Source organism: Mesorhizobium sp. M0184 (assembly GCF_040322215.1).
In the GTDB taxonomy this organism is placed as follows: Bacteria; Pseudomonadota; Alphaproteobacteria; order Rhizobiales; family Rhizobiaceae; genus Mesorhizobium.
This window is the reverse complement of the sequence record NZ_JAMYSZ010000020.1, coordinates 56,649-69,783: the sequence shown is the minus strand read 5'-3', so window position 1 is coordinate 69,783 and position 13,135 is coordinate 56,649. Positions and strand designations below refer to the sequence as shown.

General features: G+C 64.0%; 13 protein-coding genes and 1 tRNA gene. 5 read left to right on the top strand and 9 right to left on the bottom strand.

The window, feature by feature from the left end; genetic code table 11:
- Positions 1 to 30: 30 nt before the first annotated feature.
- The 6 genes from NKJ23_RS22575 to NKJ23_RS22550 form a co-directional block, all read right to left on the bottom strand.
- On the bottom strand, positions 31 to 1,542 hold the full coding sequence (locus NKJ23_RS22575) for an aldehyde dehydrogenase family protein (protein WP_352682509.1): 1,512 nt from the start codon (positions 1,540 to 1,542) through the stop codon (positions 31 to 33).
- Between the two features lie 15 nt (positions 1,543 to 1,557).
- Positions 1,558 to 2,334, bottom strand: a complete 777-nt coding sequence (locus NKJ23_RS22570; RefSeq protein ID WP_352682507.1) for an enoyl-CoA hydratase/isomerase family protein — start codon at positions 2,332 to 2,334, stop codon at positions 1,558 to 1,560.
- The gene (locus tag NKJ23_RS22565; RefSeq protein WP_352682505.1) at positions 2,327 to 3,928 is read right to left on the bottom strand and encodes an acyl CoA:acetate/3-ketoacid CoA transferase; all 1,602 of its coding nucleotides are present in this window, start codon (positions 3,926 to 3,928) and stop codon (positions 2,327 to 2,329) included. Before NKJ23_RS22565 ends, NKJ23_RS22570 begins: the two co-directional genes overlap by 8 nt.
- A complete protein-coding gene (locus NKJ23_RS22560) occupies positions 3,925 to 4,941 on the bottom strand; it encodes a Gfo/Idh/MocA family protein (protein ID WP_352682503.1) in 1,017 nt (338 codons plus the stop codon). The genes NKJ23_RS22565 and NKJ23_RS22560 overlap by 4 nt, the downstream gene beginning before the upstream one ends.
- Complete coding sequence (locus NKJ23_RS22555; RefSeq protein WP_352682501.1) at positions 4,938 to 5,993, bottom strand: LacI family DNA-binding transcriptional regulator; 1,056 nt, start codon at positions 5,991 to 5,993, stop codon at positions 4,938 to 4,940. The genes NKJ23_RS22560 and NKJ23_RS22555 overlap by 4 nt, the downstream gene beginning before the upstream one ends.
- 71 nt (positions 5,994 to 6,064) lie before the next feature.
- A complete protein-coding gene (locus NKJ23_RS22550; RefSeq protein ID WP_352682499.1) occupies positions 6,065 to 6,208 on the bottom strand; it encodes a hypothetical protein in 144 nt (47 codons plus the stop codon).
- Between the two features lie 28 nt (positions 6,209 to 6,236).
- On the opposite strand from NKJ23_RS22550, the gene NKJ23_RS22545 reads away from it, so the two are divergent.
- Positions 6,237 to 7,391: a dihydrodipicolinate synthase family protein gene (locus NKJ23_RS22545; RefSeq protein WP_352682497.1), complete on the top strand. Its 1,155-nt coding sequence runs from the start codon at positions 6,237 to 6,239 to the stop codon at positions 7,389 to 7,391.
- A gap of 162 nt (positions 7,392 to 7,553) precedes the next feature.
- On the top strand, positions 7,554 to 8,516 hold the full coding sequence (fcl, locus tag NKJ23_RS22540) for a GDP-L-fucose synthase (RefSeq protein ID WP_352682495.1): 963 nt from the start codon (positions 7,554 to 7,556) through the stop codon (positions 8,514 to 8,516).
- Between the two features lie 65 nt (positions 8,517 to 8,581).
- Here fcl and NKJ23_RS22535 read toward each other — a convergent pair.
- Together NKJ23_RS22535 and cpdR are read right to left on the bottom strand one after the other, a co-directional pair.
- Positions 8,582 to 8,656 (bottom strand) — tRNA-Val (locus tag NKJ23_RS22535).
- A gap of 104 nt (positions 8,657 to 8,760) precedes the next feature.
- A complete protein-coding gene (gene cpdR, locus NKJ23_RS22530; RefSeq protein ID WP_006199474.1) occupies positions 8,761 to 9,123 on the bottom strand; it encodes a cell cycle two-component system response regulator CpdR in 363 nt (120 codons plus the stop codon).
- A gap of 153 nt (positions 9,124 to 9,276) precedes the next feature.
- Between cpdR and NKJ23_RS22525 the strand changes: the two genes are divergently transcribed.
- The 3 genes from NKJ23_RS22525 to NKJ23_RS22515 all read left to right on the top strand — a co-directional run bounded on the left by NKJ23_RS22525 (position 9,277) and on the right by NKJ23_RS22515 (position 11,930).
- Complete coding sequence (locus NKJ23_RS22525; protein WP_352682493.1) at positions 9,277 to 10,218, top strand: N-formylglutamate amidohydrolase; 942 nt, start codon at positions 9,277 to 9,279, stop codon at positions 10,216 to 10,218.
- Between the two features lie 328 nt (positions 10,219 to 10,546).
- The gene (hisN, locus tag NKJ23_RS22520) at positions 10,547 to 11,320 is read left to right on the top strand and encodes a histidinol-phosphatase (protein ID WP_352682491.1); all 774 of its coding nucleotides are present in this window, start codon (positions 10,547 to 10,549) and stop codon (positions 11,318 to 11,320) included.
- Positions 11,321 to 11,420: 100 nt separating this feature from the next.
- Positions 11,421 to 11,930, top strand: coding sequence for a DUF1579 domain-containing protein (locus NKJ23_RS22515; RefSeq protein ID WP_352682489.1), 510 nt, complete (start codon positions 11,421 to 11,423; stop codon positions 11,928 to 11,930).
- 20 nt (positions 11,931 to 11,950) lie between these two features.
- On the opposite strand, the gene NKJ23_RS22510 is transcribed toward NKJ23_RS22515, so the two are convergent.
- Entirely contained in the window at positions 11,951 to 12,922 is a 972-nt protein-coding gene (locus NKJ23_RS22510; RefSeq protein WP_352682487.1) for an alpha/beta fold hydrolase, read from the bottom strand.
- Positions 12,923 to 13,135 lie beyond the last annotated feature (213 nt).

Genomic DNA, 13,135 nt, shown 5'->3' with positions numbered 1-13,135 from the left:
CCGGCGGATGCCCACCGGGTTCTTCCCAACTCAGCCGACCCACCATCCGGTGCGCTGGCCGCGATGAAACTGGATTGTCTTTTCCTCGGTATAATCCTCGACGGCGCGCTTGCCGAGTTCGCGTCCGAGACCGGACTGCTTGTAGCCGCCGAAAGGCAGCTCGGGGTAACCCTCCATGAACGTGTTCACCCAAACGGTTCCCGAACGCACATTCCGCGCCACCGACATGCAGGTATCGATGCTGGCGCTCCACACGCCCGCCGACAGACCATAGGGCGTGTTGTTGGCGATGTGCAACGCCCTTTCAATCGATTCAAAAGTCAGCACCGAGAGCACCGGACCGAACACTTCCTCGCGTGCAATGGCCATGTCTTCGGTGACATCGCGAACGATGGTCGGATCAAGATACTGGCCGGCGCTCGAAGCAAGCTGATTGCCGCCGCTACAGATCCGGCCGCCGCCGTTTTCCGCTGCCGTCACGTAGCCGGTGACCTTGGCCATATGGTCGGCGGAGATCATCGCGCCGACTTTGGTGCGGTCGTCGAGCGGGTCGCCGACAACCACCTTGGCGGTGAGGGCTTTGACGGCGCCGAGGAACTCGTCGGCGATCGCCTCATGGACGATCAGCCGGCTGCCGGCATTGCAGCATTCGCCGGCATTGAAGAAGCCGCCGAACACCGCCGCGTCGGCGGCGGCCTCGAGGTCGGCATCGGGAAAGACGATCTGGCCGTTCTTGCCGCCGAGCTCCATCGCGACTTTCTTCAGCGAGTTGGCGGCAGACGCCATGGTCATCTTGCCGACGCGGGTGGAGCCGGTGAACGACACCATCTCGACCAGCGGATGGCTGACCATCGGTGCGCCGACATCGGCGCCCAACCCGGCAAGGATGTTGACGACGCCGTCCGGCAGGCCGGCCTGCATCAGGATCTCGCCGAGCACAAAGGTCGAGGCCGAGGTCATCTCGCTCGGCTTGACCATCGCCGTGCAGCCGGCGGCGAGCGCGAAGGGTAGTTTCTGGCTGACGATAAGGAACGGGAAATTCCACGGCGTGATGATGGAGACGACGCCGATCGGTTCGCGCAACACGACGCCGAGCATGGCATCGCCGAGACTGGCGTAGCTTTCGCCGTGAAGCGTCCGCGCAAGTGCCGCGGCATAGCGCCAGATGTCGACGGCGCCGCCGATCTCGTCGCGCGCCTGCGCAATCGGCTTGCCGGATTCCAGCGCGTCGAGCCGGGCAATCTCGTCCAGCCGCGCCTCGATCAGGTCAGCAGCCTTGAGCAGGATCGTGGCGCGTTCGGCGGCCTTCATGCGCGGCCACGGGCCGGTCTCGAAGGCCTTGTGCGCGGCCTGAACTGCCGCCTCTACGTCCGCCGCGCCGGCCTGTGCATAGCGCGAGACGGTGAAGCCGTGGCCGGGGCTGCTGCGCTCGAGTGTGCGGCCGTCCTGGGCGTCGATGAACTTGCCGCCGATCAGCAGCCGGTAGCTTTTCGGCGCTGCGGCTGCCTCGGCGGGCATGGCGATGTTGAGGGGTGCGTTCATGTGATTTCCAGGTTCCTAAGATCTTGAGAACGCCGGCTTCTGCTTGGCCTTGAAAGCCTCGACGCCGGCCCTGAGATCGCTTGTCAGCGCGATGAAGCCGCTGGCCAGCGCTTCGGTCGCGGCAGCACTCTCTTCGCCCTCGGCGACTGTAATCATCAGCTTGGCGGCTTCGGTCGAGAGCGGGCCGCGCTCGGCGATCTTGCCGGCCCAGGCCTTGGCTTCGGCGAACGCCTTACCGGTCTCGACCACCCGGTCGACAATCCCCAGAGCAAGAGCCTCGGTAGCCAGAAACACTTCGCCGCCGAGCGCCATCCGCCGCACTGCCTGCGCACCGAAGCGGCGCACGGCGCGCTGGGTGCCGGACCAGCCAGGAACGACACCGATCGAGGTTTCGGGGAACCCAAGCTTCACCTGCGTTTCCGCCACGCGGAAGTCGCAAGCCGCCGCCAGTTCCAGCCCGCCACCCAGCGCATGGCCGGCAAGCACGGCGATCGTCGGCTGCCGCAGCCGCGCCAGCCGGTCGAAGACGCGATGGCCGTAGCGCACCCATTGCACCTGGAAATCGGCGGCGCTCATTTCCGCCCAAGCCTCGACATCGCCGCCGGCGCAAAAGCCTTTGCCTTCGCCGCAGATCAGCACGACGCGGACGCCGGTTGCTGTCTCGGCCTCGTCGAGTGCCGCTTCCAGCGCCCGCAGCATCGGAATATCGAGCGCGTTGAATTTCTCCGGCCGGCGCAGCGTGACAATGCCAATGGGGCCGTCGGCTTCAAAGGTTACCAGACGCTCAGCCATGTGCGCCTCCAAGCGACGCTTCGCCATTGAGCGACAGGCCGATCGGCCGGTCCCGGTAGAGCGCATCCGGCGTCACTTTCAGGTCGTTGGCGACGGCGAGCGGGATCTCGGCCTGCGCCAGCACATCGCGCTCGAGGTCGATGCCCGGCGCCAACTCGGTCACCATCAGCCCCGCAGGCGTCAGCTTCATCACGCAGCGCTCGGTGACATAGGTGATATCCTGTCCCTGCGCGACGGCACGCTTGCCCGAGAAGGAGATATGCTCGACCTCGCCGACGACTTTCTTGACCTTGCCCTCCTGGTCGATGCGGATGCCGCCACCGGCAAGCGACAACTTGGCGCCGGCATTGAAGAAACCGGAAAAGACGATCTTCTTCGCCCGCGCGGTGATGTCGACGAAGCCGCCGGCGCCGGCGGTGACATGCGGCCGCGCCGAAAGCTTCGAGACATTGACAGAGCCGTGGCGGTCGATCTGCAGGAAGGACAGCAGCGAGGCGTCGAAGCCGCCGGCCTGGAAATAGATGAACTGGTGCGGCGAAGGCATGAAGGCGTCGGCATTCGACGAGCAGCCGAACTTGAAATCGAGCAGCGGCACGCCGCCGACCGCGCCCTGTTCGATGACCCAGGTGACCTTGCCGTGCTGGCCTTCCTCGAGCAGGATGCGCGGCACATTGGCCGAGATGCCGAAGCCGATATTGACCGCCATGCCGTCGGCAAGCTCCATGGCGACGCGGCGCGCAATGACCTTCTGGACGTTCATCTCGGCGTTGCGAAAGCTCGACAGTGGCCGGAAGATCTCGCCGGAGATGGCCGGATCGTAAGGCGTCAGCGTCGTCTGCAACTGGTCGGGCGCCACCACGATATGGTCGACCAGCACGCCGGGCACGCGCACATCGTGCGGCTTCAGCGTGCCGTTCGCGACGACGCGCTTGACCTGCGCGATGACGATGCCGCCATTGTTGCGGGCGGCCAGCGCCTGTTCGAGGCCGCCGAGATAGGCACCCTCATGCTCATAGGTAAGGTTGCCGCGCTCGTCCGCCGTGGTGGCGCGGATGATCGCGACCTGCGGTACGATCGAGCGGAAATAGAGCCATTCCTCGCCGTCGAACTGCTGCACCGAAACGATCGGCTCGCTGGCGGCAGCATTCATGGCGCAACCCTGATGGCGCGGGTCGGCAAAGGTATCGAGCCCGACCTTGGTCAGCACGCCGGGGCGCTTGGCCGCGGCCTCGCGATGCATGTCGAACAGGATGCCGGACGGCACGTTATAGGCGGCGACCGAATTGTCGCCGATCATCTTCCAGATCTGCGGCGGTTCCGACGATGACGGCCCGGACGGATAGGAGCCGCACAAAGTGCGCTTCAACAGGCCGGGCTTGGCTAGATGGTCGATGCCCTTGATGCCGTACATGTCACCGGCGGCGATCGGATGCAGCGTCGTGATGTCCCTGGGATGGCCTTCCGCGTCGAAGCGCTCGCCGACGGCAGCCAGCACCGCATCCGGACAGCCGAGGCCGCTCGACGATGACACGGAAACGACCATGCCATCCCTGATCAGGCCGGCAGCTTCAGCCGCTGAAACGAGCTTGCTCACGCGGCGCTCCCGAGCTTCGGGTCGATGGCAACGGCGTTTCCGGACCTGGCCGATTGCAATGCCGCCTCGGCTGATGTCAGCGACCAGACGCCGTCCTCGCCGGTGGCGGACGGCTGGCCGTCGCCACGGATCGCTGCGTGGAATTCGCGCAGCGAACGGGCATAGAGGTCTTCGCGGTCGAAGCTCAATTCCTCCTCGCCCTGTGCCGTGCGAAGCAAGACCGAGCCGACCGGCTTCTGCGTCATCACATTTTTGGCGATCAGCGAGCCTTCGCTGCCATGCACCTCGAAGCCGGTGCCGGCGAATTTTGTCGTGAAGCCCTCATGCGATTGGGCGATGACGCCCGATGCGAAGCGCCAGAGGCACATGGCGCCGTCTTCCAGTCCGCCGGCGGCCATGCCGGCCGATTGCGTGAATGCCGAGATCTCGACGGGATCGTCGCCGAGCACGAAGCGCAGCGTGTCGGCATCATGGACTGTGATGTCGAGCACCACGCCGCCGCTGGCGTCCGGCCTGGTGATGCGCCAGCCCTGCAGGTTTTCCGGCAGATAGACGGAGTGGAAGACGCGCGCGGCGATCGGCCTGCCGATGCGGCCGGCAGCGATCGCTTCGCGCATCGCCCGATGCGAGCCGGCATTGCGCAGATGGTGATTGGTGCCGAGCACGACGCCGGCGGCGCTGGCCGCCGCGACCATCTTGCGCGCGTCGGCGCTGGTCAGCGCCAGTGGTTTTTCGCACAGCACATGCTTTCCCGCCTCGATGGCGGCGAGTGCCTGTTCGAGATGCAATTCGTTGGTGGTCGAGATGTAGACGGCGTCGATGTCGGAGCCGAGCAATTCATCAATCGTCGCGACCGCCGCCGGAATGCGGTTTTCCAGAGCATAGGCGGTAGCCCGCTCCGGGCTGGAGCTCATCACCGCGGCGATCTCGCCGTCCGGCTGCGCGCGGATGGCGCCGATCATGAACTGTCTTGCGATCGTGCTGGCGCCGATCAGCCCCCAACTGACGGTCATGCCGCGTCTCCCATTCCTGCGCAGCCATGCTCCTTGCGATCGGGGCCGCAGCTTTCCCTGACCACGAGGTTGACGGCGCCGATATGATCCTCGGCGCGCGTCGTACGCGACTGGATCATCTTCAACACGACATGGGCGGCGCGCTCGCCGAGGCCGGCGGTGTTCACCGCGACGCTGGTCAGCGCCGGCATATAGTGCTCGGCCTCGGCGACGTCGTCGAAGCCGACGACGGCAAAGTCCGCGCCGGGTTCCAGGCCGCGCTTGCGCAGCGCCAGCAAGACGCCGAAGGCGACCGCATCGTTGAAGCAAAGGGCCGCGGTCGGCGGCGCGGCCATGGCAAGTGCGGTTTCCAGGCAGGCAATACCGCCCTTGCGGCTGGTTTCGCCCTCGAAGACCAGCCTGTCGGCCGGTTCGATGCCGAGCGCTTCACAGGCCTCGCGAAAGCCGCCCAGGCGCTCGTGATAGACGACAAGGTCGGACGAGCCGCCGAAGAAGGCCAGCCGGCGATGGCCCTTGCCGATCAGATGGGCGGTGGCGAGATAGGCGCCGCGATGATTGTCGGGCGTGATCACCGGGATACGGCTTTCGGGAAGCCGGCGCATGACGAAGACGACCGGAACGCCTGCGGTCTCAAGGCGATGGAACGCGCCAGGCGTGGTGCCGCGCGCCGGCGACACGACGAGCCCGGCGACACCCTGCTCCATCAGCGATTTCAGAACCTCTTCCTGGCGCACCGGGTTTTCGGCCGTATTGGCGATGAAAGGCACGATGCCGGCCGACTGGAAGACGCGCTCCATGCCGACCGCGAGCTCGGCGAAAAACGGATTGGTGAGATCGTTGATGACCATGCCGATGACGTTGGAATGGGCCTTGCGCAGATTGGCGGCGCCGCGGTTGTAGACATAGCCGACGTCCTCGATCGCCTTGCGCACCTTGAGCGCGGTTTCGGGCCGGATCAGCCCGCTGCCTTGCAGCACCAGCGATACCGTCGATTTGGACACGCCCGCCTCACGGGCGATGTCGAGTATCGTTGCCTTGGCCCGGCTGGCCATCCAGATCTGTCCTCCCGGTGGTTACTTGTGCGATTTTATTGGAACGATCTAATCCCTGCGGCGCATTTGAGTCAATCGCGTTTTTGCGAAGCCGGGAAAAATGCGGCTTGGTGGCGCAATCCTCCGGCAAGCAGGGCTTTCGGCTGCTGCGATCCAGCAATATTCGCTGCACGAGGCAGGGCGGCAAAATATCTTGATTTGTTGGAACGTTCCATTTAATAGGCATTGGTAAGGGAGAGAGCGATGGACATCACCTTGCCCGGGGAAGGCGCCGGCCGTGTCCGCTACCGGCTTGTCGGCCAGCCGGTGCAGCCTGTGGCCGGCGCTCGCTTCTCGCGCATCGCCTACGCCGCCGCCCATGTCGTTGCCGATCCCCTCGCCATGACCGATCCGTGGTCGAGGCCCGCGGTCGACTGGGACAAGACGATGGCGTTTCGCCGTCACCTCTGGCGGCTTGGCTTCCGTGTCGCCGAAGCGATGGACACCTCTCAGCGCGGCATGGGTTTCGACTGGGCGAATGCCAAGGAATTGATCCGCCGCTCGATCGCCGAGGCGCGCAGCGTCGAAGGCGCCGATCTTGCGTCGGGCGCCGGCACCGACCATCTGGCGCCGGGGGGCGCCAGCAGGCTAGACGATGTCATCGCGGCCTACGAAGAACAGCTCGGCTTCATCGAAGGGCTTGGCGGCAAGGCGATCATGATGGCCAGCCGGGCGCTGGCGGCGGTCGCCAAAGGCCCCGACGACTATATCGGCGTCTACGACCGCATCCTGTCCCAGGCCTCCGGCAAGGTCATCCTGCACTGGCTGGGCGACATGTTCGACCCGGCGCTGAAAGGCTACTGGGGCAGCAGCGACTTCGAAACTGCGCTGGAGACGGTGGTCGCGATCATCGAACGCCATGCCGGCAAAGTCGAAGGCATAAAGATATCGCTGCTCGATGCCGGCAAGGAGATTGCGCTCAGGGATCGGCTGCCAGAGGGAGTGCTGATGTTCACAGGCGATGATTTCAATTACCCCGAGATGATCGCCGGCGACGGCGACAGACATTCGCACGCGCTGCTCGGCATTTTCGATGCCATCGCGCCGGTCGCCAATGCGGCGCTGGCAAAGCTGGCCGACGGCGACCGCGCGGGCTACGACGCGCTGATGGCCCCGACAGTGCCGCTGTCGCGCAAGATCTTCGAGGCGCCGACCGAATACTACAAGGCCGGCATCGTCTTCATGGCATGGCTGAACGGCCACCAGGAGCATTTTTCGATGGTCGGCGGCATGCAATCGGCGCGCGGCATCCGTCACTATTCCGATGTCTTTCGCCTTGCCGACCAGGCAGGGTTGCTGGCCGACCCAGAGCTTGCCATTGCCAGAATGACAAGCCTATGCGCGGTAGCGGGCGTCTGATCGCGAGCGCCACAGCGTCCGATCCAAAGGTTGCTTCGGGTGGCTTTGCGATTTGCCTTGTCTGGGCAAATCTGTATGCGGTATGCGTCCGGCAACAGAGAAGCCGATCCGGCGCTCCGCCGGCCAACTGGCATAGCTGCCGTTCTGCAATGGGGTAAGCTGATGACCTTCGACCTTCAGGGCAAGCGCGTTTTCGTGGCCGGACATCGCGGCATGGTCGGCTCCGCCATCCTGCGCAGATTGGCCGACGAGGATTGCGAAGTCCTGACCGCCTCGCGCGCCGAGCTCGATCTTCTCGACCAGGCCGGCGTGCGGCGCTGGATGGCCGACCGCAAGCCGGATGCAGTGGTGATGGCGGCGGCCAAGGTCGGCGGTATCCTGGCCAACAACAGGCTTCCGGTCGATTTTCTGCAGGACAATCTCGTCATGCAAAACAATGTCATCGACAGCGCCTTCCGCAACGAGGTGCAGAAGCTGCTGTTTCTCGGTTCATCCTGCATCTATCCCAAATTCGCGGCGCAGCCGATCTCCGAGGACGCCTTGCTGACCGGGCCGCTCGAGCCCACCAACGAATGGTATGCGATCGCCAAGATCGCCGGGCTGAAACTGTGCCAGGCCTATCGGCGCCAGTACGGCGTCGACTACATCTCGGCGATGCCGACCAATCTCTACGGTCCGGGCGACAATTTCGACCTCAATTCCAGCCATGTCGTGCCCGCTCTGATGCGCAAGGCGCACGAGGCCAGGCGCGCCAGCCGCAAGAGCCTGGAGGTGTGGGGATCAGGCACGCCGATGCGTGAATTCCTGCATGTCGACGACGCCGCCGACGCGCTGGTCTGGTTGCTGAAGAATTATTCGGGCGACAGCCACATCAATGTCGGCTCGGGAGAAGACATCACCATTGCCGATCTTGCCCGCACCATCGTGTCGGTCGCTGGCGCCGATGCTGCGATAACGTTCGATGCGACGAAGCCGGACGGCACGCCGCGCAAGCTGATGGACGTGTCGCGTCTGTTCGCCACCGGCTGGCGCCCGCGCTACTCGCTGCGCAGCGGATTGGAACAGACCTATGCCTGGTTTCTGGAGCACGTCGAGACCGGCGATCTGCGCCTCGGTGCGGCCTGAGGCTGGAATTGGCCGGGAACGTCAGTCGACGAAAAATACCGACGCCAATTGAGGGACTATCTGGATGGTGGGCGTGACAGGGATTGAACCTGTGACCCCTGCAATGTCAATGCAGTGCTCTCCCGCTGAGCTACACGCCCATCCGAAGCCGCGCATACACCATTTTTGGTTCGGCACGTCAATAGCGGGAAAAGCGAAAGAATGGCTGGCTTGCCGGGTCGGTCAAGACGTGAGAAAAAACGCGTCAGGCGGCCTGCAGCATCTTTTCGACTTCGTTGACGAGGTCGCGCAGGTGGAACGGCTTCGATAGCACCTTGGCGTCTTTCGGCGCCTTGGAATCAGGGTTCAGCGCGACGGCGGCGAAGCCGGTGATGAACATCACCTTGAGGTCGGGATCGATCTCCGTGGCGCGACGGGCGAGCTCGATGCCATCCATCTCGGGCATGACGATGTCGGTCAAAAGTAGCGAAAAAGGTTCCTCGCGCAGCCGCTCATAGGCACTGGCGCCATTGTCGAAATCGCTGACCTGATAACCGGCGCGCTCCAGCGCCTTGACGAGGAACCGGCGCATGTCGTCGTCGTCTTCCGCCAGCAGAATGCGTGCCATCTTATCCCGTCCGAATCACCCAACCGACAATGCCGTGCGGCAAGCCCGTTAACCATGCTGTATATGAGGAGGCGACGGTAAACATCAAGTGAACGTTGGGCGCACAATCCTGTTTTGGCTTGCGCTTCGGCGGCTGGACATGCGGGCGGCGAGGTGGCACTTTCCTATCATGATGCATTGGTATTTCCGGGTTCGTTCAAATTGAAAACGGCAGCCGAGGATTTTTCGGTCGTTCCACCCTTCGAAATCCGATCGGGCGCCGAACAGCGCGTTCCCTTCCTCTTCAACTCGCCGCATAGCGGCCGCTACTATCCGGACCGGTTCATGGCTATGGCCAAGCTGGACCGCAACGCCATCCGCCGCTCAGAGGACTGCTATGTCGAGGAATTGTTCGGCGGCGCCGTCGCGCTCGGAGCGCCGATGCTGGCGGCAAACTTCCCGCGCGCCTATCTCGACGTCAATCGGGAGCCGTGGGAACTCGACCCGCGCATGTTCGCCGAACCGGTGCCGTCATTCTGCAACATCCGCTCGGCGCGGGTGGCCGGCGGGCTCGGCACCGTGCCCAAGGTGGTCGGCGAGGGGCTCGACATCTATTCCGGCCGCTTGCCGCTGGCGGAAGCCGTGGCGCGCATCGAAGCGGTCTACAAGCCCTATCACGAGACGCTGAAACGGCTTTTGACCAGAACCCATGCGCGCTTCGGCTACGCCGTGCTGATTGACTGCCACTCGATGCCGGCAAGCATAAGGGTCGGCGACAGCGGATTGCGGCCGGATTTCATCGTCGGCGACCGTTTCGGCATCTCGGCCGCGGCGGCGTTGACCGAGACGGCGATCGGCCTGCTCACCGGCATGGGCTACAGCGTCGCCCACAACAAGCCCTATGCCGGAGGCTTCATTACCGAGCACTATGGCCGCCCCGTGCGCCATCTGCATGCGCTGCAGATCGAGGTCAATCGCGGGCTCTACATGAATGAGCGGACGTTCCAGAGATCGGCTGGTTTCGACGCACTGGCCGACGATCTGGCGCGGTTTTCGGCCGAACTGATGGCGATGCCCGATCACAATTTCATGGATCTGCCGCTGGCCGCCGAATAGCCGCGGAATCGCGGTACCCGCCGCTCATGCGGCAGCGTAAAAAAAGACCGCATCGTTTGCACGACACGGTCGAAGTCTAGGGAGGAAACGCCCAAGGAGGGCATGGACAGGAACCCCTGTCCGAGAACAAACGTATTGTGCGCTGCACAAATGTCAAGGCGCGTTCCGGCTTTTTTAATTCACTGTGAAGTGGAAATTGCATTTCCATGACGGCGGCGTTGCATTCGAGCAACAGTTGGCGCCATGCGAAAGGCTCCGAACGCCTTTGTTTCGGCATAAATCCGTAGGCAAACGGGTATCTCCAAACATGCTGGAGCGGGAGAATCAGTTGGACATCAGCATCGAGTTCATGCGGCGCATTGCGCGTGCCGCCGCAGCCGAGACCTTGCCGCGCTTCCGCAACCAGGGCGCGGTCACCAACAAGGAGCGCGGCAGCTTCGACCCGGTCACCGAGGCCGACCGCGAGGCCGAGCGCGCCATCCGGGCGCTGATATCAGCGCAGTACCCCGATCACGGCATTCTCGGCGAGGAACATGGCGGCGAAAACATCTCCAGCCGGCATGTCTGGGTGATCGATCCGATCGACGGCACGCGCGCCTTCATTTCCGGCCTGCCGGTATGGGGCACGCTGGTCGGACTGACGGTCGACGGCAATGCGGTCGCCGGCATGATGTCGCAGCCCTTCACCGGCGAGCTGTTCTACGCCAATGCCTCCGGCTCGCATTATGAAGGTCCCGGTGGCCCGCGAAGACTCGCGACGCGCAAGACGACGAATCTCGCCGAGGCGACGCTGTTCACCACCACGCCGGCGCTGTTCAAGGGAGACGCGCGCCTGCGCTACGACCTGTTCGAGCAACAGGTCCAACTCGCCCGCTACGGCACCGACTGCTATGCTTTCGCCATGGTGGCGGCGGGCAGCGTCGATATCGTCGCCGATCCCGGATTGAAGCCCTACGACATCGTCGCGCTGATCCCGATCATCGAGAAGGCGGGCGGCGTTGTCACCACTTTCGAAGGCGGGCCGGCGGAAGAGGGCGGCGACATCCTGGCGGCGGCGACACCGGAGCTGCACGCAGCAGCAATGGCGGCGCTGCGCGGCTGAGATTGGGCATACTGCCCAGGCGAGATCGTTGCCATACCTCCTGACAGGATGATGTCAGTTGGCATGCGCTATGGAACGCTGTCAGCCGGGAGGATCATAGATGCCGACGCAGCCAGCAGCCAGCCATTCCGATGCTCCGGCGGACGGGCGGGCCGATTTCGATTTCTTCTTCGGGCGCTGGACCGTCGGCCATCGAAGATTGCAGAAGCGGCTGCAGGGCGACGGCAACTGGGATGTGTTTGGCGGCACGTGTGACGTGCGGCCGATCCTTGGCGGCCTCGGCAATATCGACGACAATTGGATTGAATTGCCCGACGGGCCCTATCGCGCCGCCACCCTGCGGACCTTCGACCCGGCGGCGAGGCAATGGTCGATCTGGTGGATCGACGGCCGCAATCCGTCGACCATCGATGTTCCGATGCGCGGCACTTTCGTGGCGGACGTCGGCACGTTCCTGTGTGAAGACGTCTTCGACGGCCAGCCGATCCAGGTTCGCTTCCTGTGGTCGCGGATCACGGACAGATCGGCACGCTGGGAGCAGGCTTTTTCGCCGGACGGCGGCAAGACATGGGAGACCAACTGGATCATGGATTTTGCCCGCACGAACTGAAGCCGGACAAGGTATGTGGCTCAGACGTCGCCGGTTCCGGGGATGAAGGCATCGAATGCCGCAAACAACTGCTCGCGATAGAGGTCGGCTTCCTGGAGGATCTCATGGCGGGCGCCGTCGATCATCACTAGCGAGCCGACGCGCAGACGTCTCGCATAGGCTTCGACTGCCCTGGTCGAGACGACCTGGTCGGCGCCGGCGGCGATCATCAGCAAGGGCACGTGGATCTTGGCCATGAAATCGGGGTCGCTGACGATCAAGGATGCCTCGGTGGCCGCCTTCAGCCAGCGGATCGTTGGTCCGCCGAGCGCCAGCTGCGGATAGGTTTCGTAGATCAGCGTGTTGCGCCGATAGCGTTCCGGGTCGCTGGTCAGCTTGTTTATGGCGAAGGGCACCGATTCCTTGGGCCGCGGCCCCCATGCGGCATAGAGTCGGCCAAGGCCGAGAAGGCAGAACAGCGAACAGGTGCGGCGAACGGTTTTTATCGAAACCGGCAGGTCGGGCACGGTGAAGAATGGTGCGATCAGCACCATGCGGCGCACGCGGTTCGCCATTGAGGGCGCGGCGAGCAGCGCGATCACCGCGCCGGCCGAATGGGCCAGTATGTAGTAGGGTCCTCGGCAATCGGGCAGCACGATCTCTTCGAAGAACTGCTCCAGATCGCCGGTATAGTCGAAGAAGCTCTGGACGTAGCCGCGCTGTCGGTCGCCGATCATCCGGTCGGAAGCGCCCTGGCCGCGCCAGTCGAGGGTTGCCACGCCAAAACCCCGGTCGGCAAGGTTGCGAATGGTCTCGAAATACTTCTCGATGCATTCGTTGCGGCCGGTCAGGACGACCACGGTGCCCTTCATCGGACGGCTAACCGCGGCAAACAGACCATAGCGGATCTTCTTGCCGTCGCGCGTGGTGAAGAAGCCGCCGGCTGCGTTTTCCGGCAGCGGATTGCCTGGAGTCTCATGGAAAGGCGGCGTCTGGTGGAAGAGATCGGTCATACGGTGTTTGGTTTGGGATCGGTGCCGGCATGGGCGCAAGTTAGGCATAGACGCCCATGCGCCAAAAGCAAAGGAATTCGGGACGCCGGAGGTCGACCGAGGCAGCGAAGAAATAAGGCCGGAAGCAGCCTTGGGCGTACTTCCGGCCTCTGTCGACCCGGGAGGAAGGGACGTTACACCCGGTTCGGCCTCGTCGTGTCGCCTTTTCCGGCG

Excerpts from the sequence above, each read along its gene's own strand:
- NKJ23_RS22515 (WP_352682489.1), top strand. The coding sequence starts at position 11,421 with ATGCCGACGCAGCCAGCAGCCAGCCATTCCGATGCTCCGGCGGACGGG.
- NKJ23_RS22575 (WP_352682509.1), bottom strand. The coding sequence starts at position 1,542 with ATGAACGCACCCCTCAACATCGCCATGCCCGCCGAGGCAGCCGCAGCG.
- NKJ23_RS22550 (WP_352682499.1), bottom strand. The coding sequence starts at position 6,208 with ATGGAACGTTCCAACAAATCAAGATATTTTGCCGCCCTGCCTCGTGCA.
- NKJ23_RS22570 (WP_352682507.1), bottom strand. The coding sequence starts at position 2,334 with ATGGCTGAGCGTCTGGTAACCTTTGAAGCCGACGGCCCCATTGGCATT.
- fcl (WP_352682495.1), top strand. The coding sequence starts at position 7,554 with ATGACCTTCGACCTTCAGGGCAAGCGCGTTTTCGTGGCCGGACATCGC.
- cpdR (WP_006199474.1), bottom strand. The coding sequence starts at position 9,123 with ATGGCACGCATTCTGCTGGCGGAAGACGACGACGACATGCGCCGGTTC.
- NKJ23_RS22560 (WP_352682503.1), bottom strand. The coding sequence starts at position 4,941 with ATGACCGTCAGTTGGGGGCTGATCGGCGCCAGCACGATCGCAAGACAG.
- NKJ23_RS22555 (WP_352682501.1), bottom strand. The coding sequence starts at position 5,993 with ATGGCCAGCCGGGCCAAGGCAACGATACTCGACATCGCCCGTGAGGCG.
- NKJ23_RS22545 (WP_352682497.1), top strand. The coding sequence starts at position 6,237 with ATGGACATCACCTTGCCCGGGGAAGGCGCCGGCCGTGTCCGCTACCGG.
- NKJ23_RS22510 (WP_352682487.1), bottom strand. The coding sequence starts at position 12,922 with ATGACCGATCTCTTCCACCAGACGCCGCCTTTCCATGAGACTCCAGGC.